General features: G+C 71.4%; 22 protein-coding genes. 9 read left to right on the forward strand and 13 right to left on the reverse strand.

The annotated features are described in order from the left end of the window. Positions 1-74: 74 nt before the first annotated feature. On the forward strand, positions 75-1,568 hold the full coding sequence (locus ABZX90_RS08600) for a glutamate synthase subunit beta (RefSeq protein ID WP_355202675.1): 1,494 nt from the start codon (positions 75-77) through the stop codon (positions 1,566-1,568). Between the two features lie 75 nt (positions 1,569-1,643). Here ABZX90_RS08600 and ABZX90_RS08605 read toward each other — a convergent pair whose 3' ends face one another. Then, on the reverse strand, positions 1,644-2,195 hold the full coding sequence (locus tag ABZX90_RS08605) for a carboxymuconolactone decarboxylase family protein (protein ID WP_351131832.1): 552 nt from the start codon (positions 2,193-2,195) through the stop codon (positions 1,644-1,646). 41 nt (positions 2,196-2,236) lie between these two features. On the opposite strand from ABZX90_RS08605, the gene ABZX90_RS08610 reads away from it, so the two are divergent. Beyond that, on the forward strand, positions 2,237-3,679 hold the full coding sequence (locus ABZX90_RS08610; RefSeq protein WP_355202678.1) for a PLP-dependent aminotransferase family protein: 1,443 nt from the start codon (positions 2,237-2,239) through the stop codon (positions 3,677-3,679). 84 nt (positions 3,680-3,763) lie between these two features. Here ABZX90_RS08610 and ABZX90_RS08615 read toward each other — a convergent pair whose 3' ends face one another. The 3 genes from ABZX90_RS08615 to ABZX90_RS08625 form a co-directional block, all read right to left on the reverse strand. Continuing rightward, positions 3,764-4,567, reverse strand: coding sequence for an SAM-dependent methyltransferase (locus ABZX90_RS08615; protein WP_351131835.1), 804 nt, complete (start codon positions 4,565-4,567; stop codon positions 3,764-3,766). Between the two features lie 85 nt (positions 4,568-4,652). Next, the gene (locus ABZX90_RS08620; RefSeq protein ID WP_351131837.1) at positions 4,653-4,931 is read right to left on the reverse strand and encodes a DUF397 domain-containing protein; all 279 of its coding nucleotides are present in this window, start codon (positions 4,929-4,931) and stop codon (positions 4,653-4,655) included. Then, positions 4,932-5,792: a helix-turn-helix transcriptional regulator gene (locus ABZX90_RS08625; protein ID WP_351131838.1), complete on the reverse strand. Its 861-nt coding sequence runs from the start codon at positions 5,790-5,792 to the stop codon at positions 4,932-4,934. A 160-nt stretch (positions 5,793-5,952) separates the two neighbouring features. Between ABZX90_RS08625 and ABZX90_RS08630 the strand changes: the two genes are divergently transcribed. Together ABZX90_RS08630 and ABZX90_RS08635 are read left to right on the forward strand one after the other, a co-directional pair. After that, positions 5,953-6,834, forward strand: coding sequence for an ATP-binding protein (locus ABZX90_RS08630; RefSeq protein ID WP_355202682.1), 882 nt, complete (start codon positions 5,953-5,955; stop codon positions 6,832-6,834). Continuing rightward, on the forward strand, positions 6,831-7,277 hold the full coding sequence (locus tag ABZX90_RS08635; RefSeq protein ID WP_351131841.1) for a hypothetical protein: 447 nt from the start codon (positions 6,831-6,833) through the stop codon (positions 7,275-7,277). The genes ABZX90_RS08630 and ABZX90_RS08635 overlap by 4 nt, the downstream gene beginning before the upstream one ends. 90 nt (positions 7,278-7,367) lie before the next feature. On the opposite strand, the gene ABZX90_RS08640 is transcribed toward ABZX90_RS08635, so the two are convergent. The 4 genes from ABZX90_RS08640 to ABZX90_RS08655 form a co-directional block, all read right to left on the reverse strand. Next, positions 7,368-7,541 carry a hypothetical protein gene (locus ABZX90_RS08640; RefSeq protein ID WP_355202685.1) on the reverse strand — a complete coding sequence of 58 codons (174 nt, stop codon included), beginning with the start codon at positions 7,539-7,541 and terminating at the stop codon, positions 7,368-7,370. Between the two features lie 302 nt (positions 7,542-7,843). Then, on the reverse strand, positions 7,844-8,530 hold the full coding sequence (locus ABZX90_RS08645; protein WP_355202687.1) for a DUF899 domain-containing protein: 687 nt from the start codon (positions 8,528-8,530) through the stop codon (positions 7,844-7,846). Between the two features lie 209 nt (positions 8,531-8,739). Then, positions 8,740-10,683 carry an FUSC family protein gene (locus ABZX90_RS08650; protein ID WP_355202689.1) on the reverse strand — a complete coding sequence of 648 codons (1,944 nt, stop codon included), beginning with the start codon at positions 10,681-10,683 and terminating at the stop codon, positions 8,740-8,742. 674 nt (positions 10,684-11,357) lie between these two features. Next, positions 11,358-12,095 (reverse strand): hypothetical protein, encoded by a 738-nt coding sequence (locus ABZX90_RS08655; RefSeq protein ID WP_355202692.1) that lies wholly within the window; start codon positions 12,093-12,095, stop codon positions 11,358-11,360. A gap of 225 nt (positions 12,096-12,320) precedes the next feature. Here ABZX90_RS08655 and ABZX90_RS08660 point away from each other — a divergent pair, with 225 nt between their 5' ends. Beyond that, positions 12,321-12,758 (forward strand): RidA family protein, encoded by a 438-nt coding sequence (locus ABZX90_RS08660; protein WP_355202695.1) that lies wholly within the window; start codon positions 12,321-12,323, stop codon positions 12,756-12,758. A 104-nt stretch (positions 12,759-12,862) separates the two neighbouring features. Here ABZX90_RS08660 and pip read toward each other — a convergent pair whose 3' ends face one another. Together pip and ABZX90_RS08670 are read right to left on the reverse strand one after the other, a co-directional pair. Continuing rightward, entirely contained in the window at positions 12,863-13,834 is a 972-nt protein-coding gene (gene pip / locus ABZX90_RS08665) for a prolyl aminopeptidase (protein ID WP_355202698.1), read from the reverse strand. A 9-nt stretch (positions 13,835-13,843) separates the two neighbouring features. Continuing rightward, positions 13,844-14,728, reverse strand: coding sequence for a uracil-DNA glycosylase (locus ABZX90_RS08670; RefSeq protein WP_355202916.1), 885 nt, complete (start codon positions 14,726-14,728; stop codon positions 13,844-13,846). Between the two features lie 322 nt (positions 14,729-15,050). Between ABZX90_RS08670 and ABZX90_RS08675 the strand changes: the two genes are divergently transcribed. After that, entirely contained in the window at positions 15,051-15,797 is a 747-nt protein-coding gene (locus ABZX90_RS08675; RefSeq protein ID WP_355202701.1) for an RNA-binding S4 domain-containing protein, read from the forward strand. An 81-nt stretch (positions 15,798-15,878) separates the two neighbouring features. On the opposite strand, the gene ABZX90_RS08680 is transcribed toward ABZX90_RS08675, so the two are convergent. The 3 genes from ABZX90_RS08680 to ABZX90_RS08690 form a co-directional block, all read right to left on the reverse strand. Continuing rightward, entirely contained in the window at positions 15,879-16,331 is a 453-nt protein-coding gene (locus tag ABZX90_RS08680; protein WP_355202704.1) for a DoxX family protein, read from the reverse strand. A gap of 197 nt (positions 16,332-16,528) precedes the next feature. Then, the gene (locus ABZX90_RS08685) at positions 16,529-17,218 is read right to left on the reverse strand and encodes a class I SAM-dependent methyltransferase (protein WP_355202707.1); all 690 of its coding nucleotides are present in this window, start codon (positions 17,216-17,218) and stop codon (positions 16,529-16,531) included. Positions 17,219-17,340: 122 nt separating this feature from the next. Continuing rightward, a complete protein-coding gene (locus ABZX90_RS08690; protein WP_355202710.1) occupies positions 17,341-18,327 on the reverse strand; it encodes an acyltransferase domain-containing protein in 987 nt (328 codons plus the stop codon). A 92-nt stretch (positions 18,328-18,419) separates the two neighbouring features. Between ABZX90_RS08690 and ABZX90_RS08695 the strand changes: the two genes are divergently transcribed. The 3 genes from ABZX90_RS08695 (at position 18,420) to ABZX90_RS08705 (ending at position 19,959) form a co-directional block, all read left to right on the forward strand. Next, complete coding sequence (locus ABZX90_RS08695) at positions 18,420-18,731, forward strand: DUF6343 family protein (protein ID WP_351131854.1); 312 nt, start codon at positions 18,420-18,422, stop codon at positions 18,729-18,731. A gap of 138 nt (positions 18,732-18,869) precedes the next feature. After that, positions 18,870-19,646, forward strand: coding sequence for an alpha-L-glutamate ligase (locus tag ABZX90_RS08700; protein ID WP_355202713.1), 777 nt, complete (start codon positions 18,870-18,872; stop codon positions 19,644-19,646). 4 nt (positions 19,647-19,650) lie between these two features. After that, a complete protein-coding gene (locus tag ABZX90_RS08705) occupies positions 19,651-19,959 on the forward strand; it encodes a hypothetical protein (RefSeq protein ID WP_355202716.1) in 309 nt (102 codons plus the stop codon). Position 19,960 lies beyond the last annotated feature (1 nt).

The raw sequence follows: 19,960 nt of genomic DNA on the forward strand, positions 1-19,960 counted from the left end.
CCCGGATTCCGTGGCCGAGGACGGCCTGCGGCCGTGCGGACCCGCACCGGTACGCGTACATGAGGGAGACGGCCATGGCCGATCCCAAGGGTTTCATGACCACCCCGCGCCAGGAGTATCCGCGTCGGCCCGTCCAGGAGCGGGTGCGGGACTGGAATGAGGTGTACGTTCCCGGAGCCCTGCTGCCGATCATCAACAAACAGGCCGACCGCTGCATGGACTGCGGCATCCCCTTCTGTCATGACGCCTGCCCCCTGGGCAATCTGATCCCCGACTGGAACGACCTCGTCTCACGCGACGACTGGCGGGCGGCGAGCGACCGGCTGCACGCCACGAACAACTTCCCTGAGTTCACCGGGCGGTTGTGCCCGGCGCCGTGCGAGGCGGGCTGCGTACTGGCGATCAATCAGCCTGCGGTGACCATCAAGAACGTCGAGGTCGCCATCGCCGACCGTGCCTGGGAGGACGGGTTCACGCCGCCGCGTCCGCCGGACCGGCTCTCCGGGCGGACGGTCGCCATCGTCGGATCGGGGCCCGCCGGGCTCGCCGCGGCACAGCAGTTGACGCGGGCCGGGCACACGGTGGCCGTGTACGAACGGGCCGACCGCGTCGGCGGCCTGCTGCGGTACGGCATCCCGGCGTTCAAGATGGAGAAGCGGCAGCTGGACCGGCGGCTCGCCCAGATGCGCGCGGAGGGAACCAAGTTCCGTACGTCGACGGTGATCGGCGGCGACATCACGGCGACCGACCTCAAGGCCCGCTACGACGCCGTGATTCTCGCGTTGGGGGCCACGGCCTGGCGCGAACTGGACGTACCTGGGCGGCAGTTGTCCGGCATCCATCAGGCGATGGAGTACCTTCCGCTGGCCGACCGGGTGTGCGAGGGAGATCTGGAGGTCTCCCCGCTGTCCGCGGCGGGCAAGCACGTGGTCATCGTCGGCGGCGGTGACACCGGAGCCGACTGTCTGGGGACGGCCGTACGCGAGGGCGCCGCGTCCGTGACCCAGCTCGACATCTATCCGCAGCCGGAGGCCGAGCGCGACGAGGACGTCGAGCCGTGGCCCGTCTATCCGAAGATCTACCGTCTCTCCGCCGCGCACGAGGAGGCCGGCGTGCTGGGAACGGCACCCGCCGCGGACGCGGACGCGCGACTCTTCGCCGCGTCCACGCTCCACTTCGACGGAGGCGCGGACGGGCGGGTGCGCTCGCTGCATCTCGTCGAGGTCGACGAACGGCGCCGCCCGGTCCTGGGTTCTGGACGGACCCTGCCCGCCGACCTCGTGCTGCTCGCCCTGGGCTTCTCCGGTCCGGACCCGCACGACGGCCTGATCGACCAGCTGGGGCTGGCACTTGAGCCGCGCGGCACGATCGCCCGGGACGCGGACTTCGCGACGAACGTTTCCGGGGTGTACGCCGCCGGGGACGCGGCACGCGGCCAGTCGCTCATCGTGTGGGCGATCGCCGAGGGCCGGGCGGCCGCCGCGTCCGTGGACCGGGCTCTGAGCGGAGCGGCACGCCTGCGCCTGCCGGCCCCGATCGGACCGTACGACCGCCCCATGACGGCGTAGCGCCACGCAGCGCGGCAGGGCCGGGAGGACCGCCGGACACCGCGGATCGCCTCCACGGGCCGGCCGGTCGGCTCGTCAGCGGCGTTCGTCCGTGCCGGCCACCTTCGCCGTCGACAGGGCGATCCGGTTCCAGGTGTTGATCGCGAAGATCAGGGCGAGGACGTGGCCGAGCTCCTGGTCGTCGAACTGGGCGGCCGCCTCGGCGTAGACGTCGTCGGGCACGCCCGCGTCGGCGACGAGGGTCACCGCCTCGGTCAGGGCGAGGGCGGCCCGCTCCTTCGGCGTGAAGAAGTGACGGGCCTCGCGCCAGAGAGCGACCATGTGCAGCCGGTCCTCGCTCTCGCCGGCCTTGCGGGCGTCGTTGGTGTGCATGTGGAGGCAGTACGCGCAGTGGTTGAGGTGCGAGGCGCGGATCTGGATCAGTTCGACGAGGGCCGGGTCCAGTCCCTCCCGGGCCGCCGCGTCGAAGCCGATCAGGGAGCGGAAGACCTTCGGCGCGGACTTCGCGAAGTCGAGCCGGGCGGTCCTGGAGCTCCCGTCCGTGGTGATGTGCGCGTCCGTGGCGGTGCTCGGGTTCGTCGTGGTGTTCGCGGCGGCCGTGGTGTTCGTGTTCGTCGTCATGACCATGAATCTACGGGCTTGATAGACCGGCTGTAGGGTGCATTTCCATGGCGGAATCATGGGTCAATTCTGCGGAGCGGATCGGTGCTGATCTGCACCTGGAGCTGTCGGGTCCCGGCGGGCGGCGCGCCGCGCTGACCCGTGCGCTGCGCGAGGCGGTACGCAGCGGGAGGCTCGTGCCGGGCACCCGGCTGCCGCCGTACCGCTCGCTCGCCGCGGACCTCGGCGTCGCGCGCAACACGGTCGCCGACGCGTACGCCGAACTCGTCGCCGAGGGCTGGCTGACCGCCCGGCAGGGCTCGGGCACCCGGGTCGCCCCGGGGGTGACCACGCCACAGGGGAGGCAGCGGAGGGACGCCGCAGCGCCGGGCGCTCCCGCGCGCGTACCCAAGAAGGTGCCTCCCCGCGCGCGTGGCCCTCGGCACGATCTGCGGCAGGGCACTCCGGACGCGTCGTCGTTCCCGCGCACCGCCTGGCTGGCGTCCTGCCGCCGGGCTCTCCAGCAGGCGCCCAACGAGGCCTTCGGGCCCGGTGATCCGGCCGGGCGGCCAGAGCTGCGGCAGGCGCTCGCCGCGTACCTGGCACGGGCCCGTGGGGTGCGCACGGAGCCCGGACGGATCGTGATCTGTTCGGGCTTCGCCCATGCCCTGCGCCTGCTCTTTCCGCGGGTCCTGCGGGGCCCGCTGGCCGTCGAGTCGTACGGTCTCGGCTTCCACCGCGACCTGCTGGCCGACGCCTCCGTCCGGACCGTCCCCCTGCCGCTGGACGAAGACGGCGCTCTGGTGGACGAGTTGGGTCGGGAGCGGGCCGTACTGCTCACGCCCGCGCACCAGTTCCCGACCGGCGGCCCGCTGCACGCCGAGCGGCGTGCGGCGGTGATCGACTGGGCACGCGCGCGGGGCGGGGTGATCCTGGAGGACGACTACGACGGGGAGTTCCGCTACGACCGCAAGCCCGTGGGCGCGTTGCAGGGGCTGGACCCGGAGCGGGTCATCCACATCGGCTCGGTCAGCAAGAGCCTTTCACCGGCGCTGCGGCTCGGCTGGATGGTCCTACCGGAACGGTTCGTCGACCGCGTGCTGGAGGTCAAGGGCGAACGGGAGGCGTGGGCCAGCGCGTTGGACCAGTTGTCGCTCGCGGACTTCATCGAATCCGGTTCGTACGACCGTCATGTGCGGCGCATGCGGCAGCGGTACCGGGGGCGTCGCGACCGGCTCGTCGCCACGCTCGCCGCGCGGGCGCCGCACGTCGAGGTCACCGGGATCGCGGCCGGGCTGCACGCGGTACTGCGACTGCCGCCCGGGACCGAGCAGTCGGCGGTCAAGGCCGCTGTCTGGCAGGGCGTCGCACTCGACGGGCTCGCCGAATTCCGGCACCCGGAGGCGGTGACGTCCGCGCCGGACGGACTGGTGGTGGGGTATGCGACGCCCGCGGAGCACGCCTACGGGGCGGCGCTGGACGCGCTGTGCGACGTGCTGCCACCGTGCTGAGCACCCCTGGAGGCCTCGCACCCCGCCGCCGAGTCCCGGTGTTCGGGAACCGCCGCGGCCGGGCGCGCAACCGCCCCTGAAGAGCTACGGTTTGCGTCCCACCGCCCCGTATCCGGGGATGACCCCGTCGTCCTGCCCCGGCACCGGTTCGCCCAGTTCCGGGTGCCATTGATGGACCACCGCGATGCCCGGTTCGACCAGGTCGAGGCCGTCGAAGAAGCGGCTGAACTCGTTGCGGGAGCGCAGCGCCAGGGTGACGCCCGCCGCCTTGAGCTTCTCGATCGCGGCGGCCGACTCCTCGGGAGTGAAGTCGGCGGTGGCATGGGTGACCATCAGGTGGCTGCCGGAGGGCAGTTCGGAGAGCAGACGGCGGACCAGGGCGTGCGCGCCGTCCGCGTCGGAGACGAAGTGCAGCAGGGCCACGAGGGAGAGCGCCACGGGCCGGTCGAAGTCCAGGATCTTCCTGGCCCCGTCGAGAATGGCGTCCGGGTCCCGCGCATCGGCCTGCAGATACTCGGTCACTCCCGTGTCCGAGCTGCGCAGCAGGGCTGCCGCGTGGGCCAGCACGATCGGGTCGTTGTCGCAGTACACGACCCGTGCGTCGGGTGCGACGGCCTGGGCGATCTGGTGAAGGTTCGGCTCGGTCGGGATGCCGGTGCCGATGTCGAGGAACTGCCGCACACCGTTCTGGGCCAGCCAGCGCGTGGCCCGGTGCATGAAGGCGCGGTTGACCCGGGCCATCACCGGCACCCTCGGGTCGAGGGCGAGCATCTGCCGGCCCATTTCCTCGTCGACGGGATAGTTGTCCTTGCCGCCGAGATACCAGTCGTACATCCGCGCGGGATGCGGCTTGCTCGTGTCGATCTCGATGGGGGTCTGCCCGGTCATGACGGTCTCCGTAAGTCCGCGCCGTAGTAAGTGATCAACTCAGAACCAAATTCAGGAAAGTCGGGGAAAAGAGAACTCAAGTCGTTCAGGAGAGAAGGAAGTCCGCCTCTCCCGCTTTCGCGCCCTGGATGAACGCGGTCATCTCGCCGGGCGTATAGATGAGGGCGGGGCCGTCCGGGTCCGCCGACTGGCGCACGGCGATACGGCCGTCGGCGAGCTTCATCGCCTCCAGGCAGTTGCCCCCGTTGCCGCCGCTCCACGGCTTGTGCCAGCCCTCGCTGCCCAGTTCACGGGCGGGCATTCCGTTGTAGATGCGCACGTTGCCTATCCGCGGGTTGATGCGTTCCGGCTTGATGCGTTCCATTCACAGCTCCTTGCGGAGATCCCGGAGGATCTCCTTCGTGCGATGTGCCGTAGCGGCTTGAGCCGCCATGCGGTCCATGACCTCCAGGTGGGTCGCCACCTCGGAACGCGCGTCCAGGTAGACGGCGCCGGTCAGGTACTCGCTGTAGACCATGTCCGGGAGTTCCGGCATGGCAAATCGGAACAGCACGAAGGGCCCGTACGTGCCGGGATGCGGACCCGAGGAGAACGGGATCACCTGCAACGTCACGTTGGGCAGCTTCGTGGCTTGGAGCAACTTGTCGATCTGCGCGCGCATCACCTCGGGACCGCCGATGGCGCGGCGCAGCGCCGTCTCGTCCATGACGGCCCAGATCCGGGGCGCGTCGTCACGTGTCAGCAGATCCTGTCGTTGCATGCGCAGCGCGACGTGGCGCTCGATGTCCTCGGGCCTGGTCTGTCCGATGGCGCCCGCCTTCAGGACGCCGCGGGCGTAGTCCTCGGTCTGCAACAGGCCCGGAACGAAGTGGGGTTCGTAGGAGCGCAGGAGGGCGGCCGCGCCTTCCAGGCTGACGTGCATGGAGAACCAGTCGGGCAGGATGTCGTGGAACCGCTGCCACCAGCCGGGCTTGTTGGCGTCCTCGGCCAGTTGGACGAAGGCCTCGGCCTCGTCGTCGCCGACGCCGTACGACTTCAGCAGTAGCTGGAGGTACGGGATTTTGAGGGAGACCTCGGCCATCTCCATGCGGCGGACCGTGGCGGGGGCGACGCGCAGGATCCGCGCGGCCTCTTCACGCTTGAGACCCGCACGTTCCCGCAGGTCCAACAGCCGTCGGCCGAGGACGACCTGGCCGACCGTCGGCGCGGAGCGCGGTTCGCTCACGTCCCACCTCCACTGAGTCCGGACAGCCCGGCGGCGCCGTCCGGGTTCTTCCTCGTCTTCCTCGACGATCCCAACTGGCGCCGCTCGGCTTGCTGTTGCGAGCAGTGTGCCACGCGCTCCCACGGCGTCACACGGCACTCTGCATTTTTCAGAGTGACACTTGCCAAGTGTTCACGGCGGGGCGATAGTGGCAAGCGTGATTCCGTCCGCGCCGTTAGGAACAGACGCCGCCGAAGACCGGTTCGCTCCCCGTGCCGCCACGGGGCACCACCCGGGCACGGCCGCCGAGCGCCGCTTCCGCTTCGAGCTGGCCGCACACCCGGGCTCCGTGGCTCAGGCGAGACGCCTGACCCGGTCCCGCCTGTCCGGCTGGGCGGTGTGCGAGGACACCTGCGACACGGCAACCCTCGTGGTCTCGGAGCTGGTCACCAACGCGATCGTGCACGCCGCCGGGCAACGTGTCGTCTGCGAACTGCAGGACACGGACGACCTGGTGCGCATAGCCGTGTGTGACGAGGGATGCGCTCCGGGCGAGCCGCACCCCTCCCCGCAACGGCCCGACGAGGAGCACGGGAGGGGATTGCTTCTCGTCGCGGCAGTGTCCAGGGCCTGGGGGGCCCAGGACACCGGGCCCGGCCTGCTGGTGTGGGCGGAGCTCACGCGCTCGGCAGGTCGGGCCGATGACACCACCGACACGACCCGGGAGACGTGGCCGGACCCGGGAGACATGGACGACCTGCAGGACATGGACGAACGGGCCGACCCGGACGACCTGGACCGGCTCGACATCGAGTTCGAGGCAGGGTCGAACGCCGGGCTGCCCGGCCGCCCCCGTGAAGCCCGGTCGAACCCGGGCCGGACCGACGTGGACACCGGCCCGCGGGCGGACCTGGGCTGGAGCGCGAAGAAGCCCCCGAACGACGGCCGGGGCACGGGGGCGGAGGGGTGTTGGGGGGCGGGAACCGTGGGGGTCCGCCAGGACTCCTCCGCCCGGAGCGTGGACCGGGACCGGGATCGAGACCGGGATCGAGGGAGCCTGTGAGGCGTACGTCGGCGGCGGGGCCTGCGGCGCAGGTCCTGAGCCTGGACACGCTGGTCCGCATCAGCCGCGGACGGAGCGCGCCCGGGCCGCTGAGGCGTCTCCCCGTTCCCGAGGGCATGAAGGTGCCGCTGGGCTGCGACGCGGTGTCGGTGCCCGCCCGGTTCGGACCGCTGCTGCTGTCGCGGCTGCCGCGCGTGGGCTGCGTCTACGCGGACCCGGCGCACTGGTGGTGGATCGTTCCTTCCGACTCCGACGTCGCCCTGGAGTGGCCGGCGCCCGCCCACTACGTCACGGGTGCGGTCGTACCGGACTCACCACGGATTCCCGGGCTCATCCACAAACCGGATGGCACGCTTCCGTATACCCCGCCGATACCCCTGTATCTGGCCCTGTGCCGGGTCACGGGGACGACACCTGTCTGGTCGCGTCCGATCAGCGCGTGAGCGTGCCCGCGTGGAGCTCCGCTCCCCGCGGGCGGAGCGGTTCACCCTGAAGGTGAACCGCGCCCGAGGGCGACTGGTCCCGCACGGCCCTCACTCGACGGCGTCGGCACCGCCCACGACGACCAGGAAAGCGTCGGAGGCGAGATCCATGACGACCTCCGCGGCCTGGCCCTCCTGGCGGCGCGCCTGTGCGAACTCCTCCGCGGGCCACGACCCGCGCGGTCCGCCGGCGGGAAAGCGCTCCAGCACCATTCGCCCGTTCACCCTGTACCTCCATGTCGCGCTGCTCTTCCAGAGTTAAACGCCTGCCATGGAGTGAACGACTCTGGGAGTGACGGTACTGAGACGAAGTCGACACTCGGCCGCAAACCCGCTGTGACGGACGTCGCAGGTCCGGCATGACGGAAGCGGAATCCCCGGTACCCACCACGGCCACCCGCGCCCGCCGCGTCCGGCCCTCGCCCCGGTCCCACCCGTCCTGACCTCCGTCCTGACCTCCGTCCTGGTCCCCGTCCTGCCCGTCCTGCCCGTCCTGGTCCCCGTCCCGCCCGGCCTGGCCCGTCCCGTCAGCCCTCGTACTCGTCGTGGTATCGGATGTGTTCGCTGCCCGCGGGTGCCCCCAGCGCCGACGCACGTCCCTTGGGCTCTTCCCATTCCTCCTGGCGCCCCAGCGCGGTGAGATCCAGGAGGGAGGTCGTGGAGCCGAGCCCGTCGAGGCCACGCTCGTACATGGAGTACGTGTGGAAGAGGCGTTCACGGTCGCGCAGGAAGCAGCTCAACCCGGGCCGTTCGCAGGGCTCGTCCCCGCCGAACGACACCTGGAAGTCGTAGTTGAAGTCACTCTCGTACGACGAGTACCAGGGCACCGTCCAGCCCATCCGGGCCTTGAACGGCAGGATCCTCGTGTACGGCGCCCGGGACACGGCGGCGAACTCGGTGCCGCGGGCCCGGAGATGGGCGAGGTGCCCGATCTGGTCGAGGAACGCCGAGCAACTGCGGCAGCCCGCGTCCCAGTCGGGAGCGAACATGAAGTGGTAGACGACGAGTTGGTCCCGTCCCCGGAAGAGGTCGAGCAGCGTCAACTTCCCCTCGCCGCTCTCGAAGACGTACTCCGTGTCGATCTCGACCATCGGCAGTCCGCGGCGCGCCGCGTTGAGCGCGTCACGCGCGCGGGTGGCGGCCTTCTCCCTGACCAGCAGTTCCTCGCGCGCCGCGCGCCACTCCTCGCGCGAGACGATCTGCGGAAGCGTCATGTGCTCCTCCTACGGAACGGTGCCTACGCTGTGGTGGACGTGCCGGAGAAGCAGAACTCATCGGAGTATCTCCAAGATTTTTCGGACCGGTCAGGTCAGGGCAGGGCGGGTCAGGTCAGGTCAGGTCAGGTCAGGTCAGGTCGGACGTCGTACCGCGGTACGAGGGTGTGGCGGCGGCGATCAGGGCGGCGCGCGAACCCCCGTGAGCGTCACACCGCGACGGATCGCGCGGGCGCCGCCCGTAGTCCCGTCCGTTCGCGCCGCTCGGCCAGTTCACCGAGGAGTTCGGTGATCCGATCGGTGTGCCGGGGCGTGAGCCGACCGGTGTCGTCGAGCTGCACGGCGCATGCCGTGGTCGTGTCGACGAGCCGTTCCAGGGTGGCCGCGACCTCGCCCGTGCCCTCGGAGTGCCGTGCCAGGGCCGGGAGTTCGGCGGCGGCCAGATCGATCGCGGAACGGGCCTCGGCGAGCGCGCGATAGGCCTCCCGGCGCAGCACCCAGCGGCCCGTCCGGTCACCGGCCGTGCCGTCGCTCAGCACATGGGCGAGATACACGTCCGCCGCCTCGGTGGCCCGGGTGAGCCTCGCCCGTACGGTCCCGCCGCGCTGACCGAGCGTCGGCAGATGCCCGACGAGCAGCACGATCGCACAGGCCAGCAGCGTCTCCACGATCCGGTTCCAGGAGGCCTGCGGCTCGCCGCCGACCATCACGAGGGCCAGGACGAGGACGGTGACGACGGCGGTCTGCGCGGCGAAGTGCCGGGTGGCGACGGGGATGAGGGCGCTGCTGACGGCGACCAGGGCGACGAGTCCCTCAGGCCGCGGCAGCAAGAGGGCGAGCCCCGCGAAGGCGACCGCGCCGAGGACGGTTCCCGCCGCCCGGCACAGGACCCGCGAGGCGAGCGGCCCGAGATCGGGCTTGACGAGGAAGACGGCGGTCGCGGGGAGCCAGTACCAGTACGGGTGGTTGCCGTACCAGCGCGCGTGGTGCAACGCCTGCGCCACTGCGGCGCTCGTGCCGAAGCCGAGGGCGACCCGGATGCCGTACTCGCGCCCCGCGGAACCGAGTGCGGTGCGCACGACGGAGACGGCGGTACGCCGCCGGGTGTGCAGGGCGGTCCCGGAGCCCCGGTCGAAGGCGTCGGCGGCGTGCAGCAGGGCGTCGTGGAGGGCGCGCAGCGCGGGCACGACGGATGTGCTCCCGGGCGTGCCGAACCGGGCACCGGGGACGGCGGGAGCGGGCAGCGGCCCGGTGGGGGCGCCGGTGCGGACGGCGACGGCGAGCCGCCAGGGGCCCTCCGCGGCGCGTACGGGCACGGCCTCGCCCACCCAGGCGAGCGCGGTCGCGGCCTCGGCGAGCGGCAACGCGGCGGCGTACTGCGCGTGCAGTCGCCGTTCGGCCCCGGAACTGGCGTAGCGGCGCAGCCGGGGCCCGGCGAGAGCGTCCTGCGCGTGGTCGAGGGCGGCGGTCAGCGCGACGCGCCGCCGGGCCGCGTCGGGTCCGCCCGCGGCAAGCAGCAGCCGGGCGATGGCGTCGTACACGCCGCCGACGGCGTCCCGCTCCCCGTCGAACCGGTAGTCCCCGGCGTTCACCGCGGTCGTCGGCAGGGCGAGGCGCAGCGCGAGCAGCCAGCCGGCCCCGCCGAGGAAGAAGAGCGCACGCTCCCACCCTGGTTCGGGCAACGGCATCCCGGCGCCGATCGCCGAGCCGACCAGCAGCTGGGTCGCTGCCCCGGAGGCGACGGGGCCGACCGCGCTGACGGCTCCGGCGAGCAGTCCGAGCAGGGTGAGGACGAGGGTGAGCGTCACGGCGCCGGTGTGCTGTCCGGCGTACGACCCGATGAGCAGACCGCCGGCCCCGGCGAGGGCGGGCACCCCGAGCCGTTCGACGGCGACCCGTCGGCTCCCCGGTCTGTCGTTGATCCCCGTCAGCATGGCGCCGAGGGCGGCGACGACTCCGAGTGAGGTACGACCGCTCAGTACGGCCACGAGCAGCAGCGGCCCGGCGGCGAGCGCGCCCCGCACGACCGCGTTCCAGGGGACCGGTCCGCGCTGCGCGCGCAGGGCATGGGCGAGCCAGGGGGGTACGGCGAGGCGGGTGAGGCGCACGGGGCTCCTGTCGGGCGAGGGCGGTGGGGTGCCTTCGGGCGACATCGGCCGGGCTCGTGATCGTTACCAGGGTAGTGCGCGTTACCCGCGGAAGGAGAACGTGGACGTTTCCACGATGTGAAACTCCGCAGGAGGGCCGTGTTCGGGAAGGCCAACTGAACCGGAGGTCCGCGGATTCGGTGCTCGACGCTCGGAGGGCTCGGAGGGCTCGACGGGCTCGACGGGCTCGACGGGGCGGGCGGAGCCGATGTGTGCGGGCACGATGCCCGTCACCTCGCGCCGTGTGCGGGGCGAGGGAGCGGGTCCGAGGGCGTAGCCGGCCCCCGGACCCTGAGATGCCACCATGTCGCACGCCGGCACACTTGAGGACCCAGGTCAGTCGTTATGTCGCCGCGTCCTGCCTTTGGACCACCACGCATCGAGCTGCGCGGGCTGGACTTGAACCAGCATCTCGACGTACTGGGGCCTGGGCCCGGTCGATCCGGCGATCGGTGGCGAATGCTGAGTCTGGAGCAAGAGTCTGAGATTGATCACGGTCTGCCTCTGCCGAGTTGGGCTACCGCGGCGCGTGGACACTCCGTGGAATCGGAGTGCCGTGTGGTGCCGCGGGGAGGACTCGAACCTCCACTGGAACCGTGCATTCACGACAAGCTTCAGGTTCAGCTTGCGCTCCTCGCGCACCCCGGCCGTGGTGCGTTGTGGCCGGGGAGTTTCAGAGGCTACCCCTGGGCGAACAGGTAGCCGAAAACCGCGTCCCCGACGCGCTGGTCCACGACGTCCACGCCGTTGGCCTCCTCGCGGGCGAACTTGACCGCCTGCTGCAACTTCTCCACGCGGTCGAGGAGTTCGTTCACGCGCCGGGCGGGCAGGGCGCCGGAGAACTTGACGGTCGTCCAGTATCCGACGGGGATGTCCTCGTAATACACCTCGACCTGGGCCGGGTGCTTCTCGGTGGCCTCGGCCTTGACGTGGTTCCGCGGGACCTTCTTCGTACGAAGGGTCCGCACCGGCTCGGTCTTCCAGGCATCGGTGGACGGATCACGCACCCAGGACTCGGAGGCGTCGAGAACGGGCAACTTCCTGACGAAGGTGTTGAGATCCGTGAGCTGCTTCTCGAGAAACAGCAGATACGACACCGGCACCTCGGCGACGAGCACCCGGCCGTCCACCTTCACATCAGCCCTCGCCGTGCAGTTGGCCCAGTCCTTGGTGGCGGTCACATCGAACAGCCGCGTCAGGGTGGCCGCGGTGTCCCGCAGCACGTCCTCGGCCTGCACCTGGACCCGGGTCGACTCGGGCGGCAGTTGCTCGCCCTCCTCGTCCTTCGGCTGATACGTCCGCGAGATACCGGCGAGCAGCGCCGGCTTCTGCAGGCCATGATGAGCAGCCGTCAGGTCCTGATGGGACTTGGACTTGATGCCCTTCTCCACTGCGATGATCTGATTGAGTTTCGCCACGTCGCTGACCGTAGCAGCGTCAACGGGCATTGCTCGAAGCATTATTGGCCGGCCGGGCTCGGGCCCCGCTCCCGCCTCCACGCGGCCCTCGCGGGACCCGGCCTGTCTCGCTGCCGCCGTTGGTCCCTTTCGGGGACATCGGCGTTAATTCGGATGCGGGAGCCCGCGCCGGACCCGCATCATCGGCAGGTTGTCCCTCACCCCCCCCCTCGCCAGGGAGCCCCCATGGTCCAGCGCGTCACCGTCCCCAGCCTCTTCACGCCGCCCGTCTACGCGCACGCGTCCGTCGTCGAGGCAGGGACGAAGCTGGCCTTCCTCGCCGGTTCGGTGCCGCTCGACGCCGACGGAAAGCTGGTCGGCGCGGGCGATCCCGTACGGCAGGCCGAGCAGGTACTGGCCAACCTCGACGAGCAACTGCGCGCCGTGGGGAGCGACATGGCCCACGTCGTGTCGACCGATGTGTACGTCGTGAGCGGTGAACCTGCCGTGCTGTCCGCGGTCTGGGATGTCGTCGAGGCCTCGGGGCTGAGCATCGGCCCGCACTCCTCGACCCTCCTCGGGGTGGCCTGCCTCGGGTACACCGGGCAGCTCGTGGAAATCACGGCGACCGCCGTCGTCCCCGAGGCCGAGCCGGTGGCCGAGAGCGAACCCGACCGCGCCTGACGCCCGCGTCGAGGGACGTCGAGGGACCAGGAGCGGGCCCGCGCCCACGCGCTCGTCTCCGTCGACCACCGGCCGCCGTGCCTGACCGGCGCGAGCGGAACTCCCTAATACGACGCGTACGACGCGTACTTGTCGGTCGCCGCCACCAACGCGTCCACCACGCCCGTCGCTGCCGTGGTGTGCCCCACGTCGTCCACGACGATCAACTCGCTGTCGGGCCAGCGATGGTGGAGCCGCCACACCGTGCCCAGCAGATTCCCGAGGTCGAGGCTGCCCTGGACGATGGTGCCGGGGATGCCCTTCAGCAGGGGCGCGTCGCGGATCACGACTCCCTCGTCGTTGCCCTCCCCCAGGAAGTGGTCGCTGCCGAAGTAGTGCGTGACGGTCCGCGCGAAGCCCATGCGGAACTCCGGGTCCTCATAGCGCTCCTCCGACCTCGGCGGCGCCGGAACGATCGCCGTCTCCCAGTCGGTCCAGGCCCGCGCCGCCCGCACCCGCACCTCGGGATCGGGCGACTCCAGCAGCCGGTTGTACGCGGCCGCGAGGTTCCCGTCCCGCTCCCCTTCGGGCAGTCCGGCGAGGAACCGCTCGTGCGCCTCGGGGAAGAGCCGCCCAAGTCCCCTGGTAAGCAAGGCGACTTCGGCGTTCGAGCCGGTGGCCACCGCGGTCAGCACCAGTGCGGAGACGACGTCCGGATGAGTCTGCGCGTACCGCAGTCCCAGCACCGACCCCCACGACACACCCCACACCAGCCACCGCCGGACACCCAGGTGCTGTCGCAGCAGTTCCAGGTCTCCGTTCACATGTGCCGTGGTATTGACGGCCATGTCCGTCCCGTACTCGGCGGCGTTCGGCGTGGAGCGGCCGCTGCCGCGCTGGTCGAGCAGCACGATCCGGTACTTGGCGGGGTCGCAGTAGCGCCGGTACCGAGGACCGCAGCCGGAGCCCGGACCGCCGTGCAGCATGACCGCGGGCTTGCCGTCGGGGTTTCCGCAGACCTCCCAGTACATACGGTTGCCGTCACCGACGTCGAGCATTCCGTGGTCGTACGGTTCGATCTCCGGATACAGGCTCATCACGCGAGGCTAACCCGGCGTCGGACGCGTCGTCAGCCCCGCCGACCCCGCCGCCGCGCTCAGCACCTCCCGCAGCATCGCGGGCGTGAGCCGGCCGGTGAAGGTGTTCCGCTGACTGACGTGGAAGCACCCGAAGAGCTCGACGGAAGCGGGGCCCGGGTCGGGAACGGAAGCCGAGCCCGAGACGGGAACGGAAACTGGGCCCGGAACTGGCACGGAAGCCGGACCCGAGACAGGAACGGAGGCCGAGCCCGAGACAGGAACCGACACGGAATCGGTGCGGTCCGGCTCCGTCCCCCGTACGAGCGCCACCCGTGCCCCGTGCGTGAACACCGGCCGGGGCCGGGGCACCGTCCACCCCGCCGCGGCGAAGGCGGGCAGGGCGGCCTGCCAGCCGAAGGCCCCGAGGACGACCACCGCCCGCAGCGTGGGCCGCAACAGCCCCAACTCCCTGACGAGCCAGGGCCGGCAGGTGTCCCGCTCTTCGGGCGTCGGCTTGTTGGCGGGCGGCGCGCAGTGCACGGGAGAGGTGACGCGTACGCCGTACAGTTCCAGTCCGTCGTCCGCGCTCACCGAGGTCCCCCGCGATGCGAGGCCGACCTCGTGCAGCGCCGCGTAGAGCACGTCGCCCGAACGGTCACCCGTGAACATCCGCCCGGTGCGGTTCCCGCCGTGCGCGGCGGGCGCGAGGCCGACGACGAGGAGGGAGGCATCGGCCGGCCCGAACCCGGGCACCGGACGCCCCCAGTACGTCTGGTCGGCGAAGGCGGCGCGCTTGGTCCCCGCCACCTCTTCGCGCCAGGCGACGAGACGCGGACAGGCCCGGCAGTCGGCGATCCGCGCGTCCAGCCCGGCGAGATCCGTGGAGCCGACAAGATCCGTGGGGCCGACCAGTCCCTCCGCCGGAGCGGAGGAAGCTGCCAGACCGGCGGAAGCTGTCGGACCGCCGTCGATCCGACCACTACTCCGACCACTGCTCCGACCACTGCTGTCCACGCCACCACCGTACGACCGGCCCGCCCCGCCCGGGGCCCCACCGCCCACTCCCCCTCCCGCTCCCCACCGGCCGCTAGTCAATGCCGCGCGGGCGGCCAGGAAGTTCCCAGGACCACCTCAGTCGGCAGCCTCGGCGCACCCGGGGGAGGCCGCATCCGGGGTGGTCCGTGCCATGGAAAAGGCATGGGGTGCTGCGGACCACGGGCACTAGAGTCGAGACATGGCTTCTCAGGGTGCTGACGGGGAGATGAAGGACGCGGGTGCCGGCGGTGCGCGCGGCTCGGGCGACGAGGAGGCCGCCACGGCCACGTCCGGGGCGTCGTCCGAGAGCGCTGCCGCCGCCAAGGCCGCCGCCGTGATCGCCGCCGCCGGGGCCGGTCCGGCCGGTGGCGAGAGCGTGCGGGTCGACGCCTGGATCTGGTCCGTCCGTCTCGTCAAGACCCGCTCGATGGGTGCCACGGCCTGCCGGGGCGGTCATGTTCGGGTCAATGGCGAGCGGGTGAAGCCCGCGCATGCGGTGCACGTGGGTGATGAGGTGCGTCTGCGACACGAGGGCCGGGAACGGGTCGTCGTCGTGAAGCGCGTGATCCGCAAGCGGGTCGGTGCGCCCGTCGCCGTCGAGTGCTACATCGACAACAGCCCGCCGCCTCCGCCGCGCGAGGCCGTGGCTCCGGCGGGCATCCGGGACAGGGGCGCCGGGCGCCCGACCAAGCGGGACCGTCGCGAGACGGAACGCCTGCGGGGGATGCAGACGGGCTCGTCCGGCCCCGTCAGGTCCTCCGGCCCCTCCACGGGCACGACCGGCTCGACCGGGTCCGCGAGCGGTTCCCGCCGCTCGGCCGGAACCCGCTGGACCGGTCCCCCCTGGGCCGGTCCCCGCTCGTCCGGTTCACCGGGTTCACCGAGTTCGCCGGGTGCCTCCGGCTCCTCGGGCTCTTCCGACTCCTCCGACTCCTCGGGCTCCTGAAGGGTCGGAAATCCGACGTGACGTCGTACGACGTCGAGGGCTCCCCCGGTCTCGGGGGAGCCCTTCGTCCTTGTTCCGTGGTCACACCCGGCGTCCCGCCCGCCGGCGGACCAGGCGGAGCAGCTCCGTCGTGTGGCCGCGCCTGGCCCAGGCGATCAGGGCGAGCGGCAGGATCAGAATGAGCGGGGTCGCCACGTACGGGCCGTGGACGACAGTGACGTTGATGATGAACGCGCCGACCATCAGCGCGCTGAGCGCAACCGCGGCCACCGAGTCCAGCAGCGGGATCAACAGGGCGATGCCTCCGGCGAGTTCGAGCCCGCCGATGATGTACATGCCCGTGTGACCCCAGCCCAGCTTGTCGAACGACTCCGTCGCCGAGGGGTGCGCGATCAGCTTGGGAAGAGCGCTCGCGATCGCGTAGAAGAGGCCGAGGACGATCTGCAGAGCGGTCAGGGACACGCGGGCGCGGCGGAAGCGAGGGGTGGCGGCGGCCTGGGCGGTGGTGGCGAGGGGAAGGGTCGTCTCGGACACGGTGGTCTCCTGTGTGAAGCGGTGGTTGCTGCTTTCACGGAGATAGACCTGGGGCGGGCCAGGAACTCATCGGTGCGGAGCGGGACTTGTTCCACCCCGGGGTCCTTCCCCCTCCCCTCCCCTCCCCTCCCCCCACCCCCTCCCCCGTCCCTCCCGGCCCCCGTCCTGCCCGAGCGTCTCCCCCGGCGCCGGGTCGCTCAGCCCTTCACTGCCCTCACCCACACCCCGTCGTCCGTCAGGTACCGGTCCACCTTCAGCCCCGCCTCGCTCAGGGCCTCCTCGAAATCGGCCTTCGTCAAGGGGCGGGAGAGAAACGTCTGGGTCCAGGTGGCGTCCGGAAGCGTGTACTCCGCGCGCACCGAGTTGACCCCGTCGCCGACGGGCTCGGCGGACACGATGCGTATGCCGATTCCGGACGGGTCGGTGCGCTCGCGGGGCACGTCGGTGTGCCAGTCCTCGCCCTCGCGCTGGATCAGCACACAGCCGTCTTCGGCGACGTGGCGGACGCAGGTGTCCAGGAGCGCCCGCCGCACCCGGAGGTCCCCGGCGTGTATGAGGAACGACGCGAGCAGGACCACGTCGAACGTCTCGCCGAGGTCGAGGTCCTCGATGGTGCTGCGTATCGTGCGCGCCCCACGGACGTGCTCCAGCATGTCGGCGGACTCGTCAACCGCCGTGACCGCGAACCCGAGCTCCAGGAGCGGGTGGGTCATCCGCCCGACCCCGCTGCCCAGCTCCAGGATGTGTGCGGCGGCGGGCACCGCGGCGGTGATGATGTCCGGTTCGGTTCCGACGGGGAGGCGGGTGTAGAGCTCGACCGCGCAGCCGTCCGGCGTGATGGCACCGGGTCCCGTTCCCTCGTATCCCTGACGCTTCTCGATCCTCATACACATCCAACGGGCGGCTTCCGGTGGCCTGTTCCCTCGCCTCATCACTCGTTCGAGTGATTTGTTCGAGGGACAGCAGTCCGAGCCGGATCCCGGCCCGGCCGGGGCTACGGAGGGAGGGACTACAGCGCGAACCAGCCCCGCCCGCCGTACCAGTGCCCGCCCGCGCGCAGGTGGTCCCCCACCGCGCGCTCGACGCTGTTGCGCCGTGGCAGTTCGTCGAGCGGAATCTCGGGATCGCCGAAGACGAAGCCGATGGGCACCGAGTCGTCCGGGTTCGTCTCCTCGCACTCGACGTCGAAGCGGTCCTGGAAGCGAATGATGTTGGAGTCGGCCGGCAGATACCGCTTGAGCTGCGGGTCGAGCAGCCAGGAGTCGCAGACGGCGACCGCTTGGCGCTCGTCGGGGTAGTGGCGGGCGAAGAACTCCCGGGCCAGGGCGAGCGAACGGTCGCACGCGGCCGGGGTGAGGGGGCCGCGGAAGTCGGTTATGTGCAGGCTCAGGCAGGGGTCGCCGGGGCCCAGGTCCAGGCCCGCCGCCGCGACGGCACGGCCTGTGTGCCGCCCCAGCAGCGCCCGCTGGAACTGGAGCCTGCCCAGTTGGAACAGCTCACCGTGGAAGTGCAGGGCGATCCACCAGGGGAACAGCAGTCCGGGGCCGCCGACCCTTCTGTGGTGCACGGACACATGACGGCCGAGGTCGGCGAGCGTGCGCCGGGAGACGTCCTCCGGGACACCGCGCTCCTGGTGATGGGCGCGGATGTACGGAAGCGCCGCGATGAAGACGTACAGATGGAAACAGCGCCCGAGTGCTCCCGTCGTCGCGGGGAACGCGGGCGGCTCCCAGCCCTTGCCGATCTCTCCCATGTCGCGGACGAATCGGGTGACGCAGCGCGCGAGGAGGGTCATGGCCTCCGGGTCGGCGGCCAACCGGGCGCGCAGCGCCACGAGTTCGTTGATGTGCTCGTGGGGCACGGACAGATCGAGCAGGACGTCGGGCAGGGTGTCGGCGTCCGGGAGCGGCGCTTCCCGCAGGGCGGAGCCCTCGCCCTCCAGGTCTCTCAGCCACTCGGCGAGCCTCGCGTCCCCCCGCAGCGCCTTCAGCAGCACCGTCGCCTCCCCCGTCGTCCTCGTCCGGACCGCTCTCCCTTGGTGAACGTGCACCACGAAGAGTACGTTTCCTCGTAGGAGTGGTGGTCCTGATGCGTACGGGCAGTGAACCGATGACAGCGCGCAGTGCGCTGCGGATGCGTCTGTGGCTGAGTGTCTGGGGTCTGATCTGGGCCATTGTCGGGGCGGTCGCGTTCACCCTGGCGGGGCGGCCGGGGTGGGCGGCCGCCTGCGGTGTGCTGTGGGTGATCGTCACCGTCGACATGACCATGATCCTTCGGCACATCAGGCAGGGCCCGCACTATCAGCCGGGCCGTGACGTCCCGCCGTACGAGCCCGTGGACGACCGGCCCGCGCACCGGCGGCCGGGGAGCCGCCGCCCGTCGAGGCCGTCGCACCCCTGAAGCGGCCGAGCCTCCGCCCCGTTCCGCGAAGTGGCGTGTGGGGCCGACGCGCGGCCGGCGTCTCGGGCACCGGACGGACTGGTACACGGGCACGTTCTGAGCGGTAGCCCTCGACGACGTCGCTCGGCGCGTGGGGGCGTGGGGGCGTACATAGGCGCGTTCCCGTGCGCCGCCCAGGAGAGCGCATATGCCGTGTACGCCCGCCCGCTGGAGCCGCCCGCCGACGGGGACCCGGCGGCCCGGGCGCGGGCGGCGGCGTTCCAGGAGTGGTTCGTCGGCTGGCTCGACACGACCCCGGCCGTCGTGGTGAGCCGGCCCAGCGCCATGGAGTCCAACTCCTCCAAGCCTTACCAGGCCCAGCTCATCGGACGCTCCGGCTTCGCCGTACCGGAGACGCTGGTCAGTGACGCCCCCGACGAGATCCTCGCGTTCCGCGCCCGGCACGGCCGGATCGTCTACAAGTCGGTCAGCGGCATCCGCTCCATCGTCAGGGAGTTCACCGACGCCGACGAGAGCCGTCTCGCTCTCGTCCGCGGACTCCCGACGCAGTTCCAGGCCTATGTGCCGGGCCAGGACGTACGCGTCCACGTCGTCGGCGAGGACACCTACGCCGCGGCCGTCGACAGCGACGCGATCGACTACCGCTACGCCGACCAGGGCGGGGAGTCCGCCCGGCTCGCCCCGCACGACCTGCCCCCGGACACGGCCCGGCGCTGCGTGGCACTCGCGGCCTCGCTCGGCCTGCCGCTCGCGGGCATCGACCTGCGCCGCACACCCGACGGCGCGTGGGTGTGCTTCGAGGTCAATCCCATGCCGGCCTACAGTTACTACGAGGCGCACACCGGCCTGGCCATCTCCTCGGCGCTCGTCGCGTACCTCGACGGCCGCCGGGCCGCGGTTCCCGTGGGGGTGTGAACACGTGGTCCAGGCCGTCGAGAACCTCACCGCACTCACCCTCCGGCTCCTCGCCCTGACCGCCCACCCACGGCTCGACGAGTGGGACCTCGCCACCTGCGAGGTACTCGTCTCCCTCCCGGTACCGGGCAAGGCCGACCTGATCTCCCCCAACCTCACGGGCTCCGGGCTGAGTCTCGGCATCCGGCGCGAGCTGCTCCAGGACGTGGTGCTCGGGGCGACCCTCCACCTCCGGGCGAGACTCGGCTCCTCGGGCGACGTCCTGGCGGAACCCCACCCGGCCACCGGCGACTTCCGGGTCGAGCGGCCCTGAC

The organism is Streptomyces sp. NPDC002935 (assembly GCF_040611295.1).
Lineage (GTDB): Bacteria > Actinomycetota > Actinomycetes > Streptomycetales > Streptomycetaceae > Streptomyces.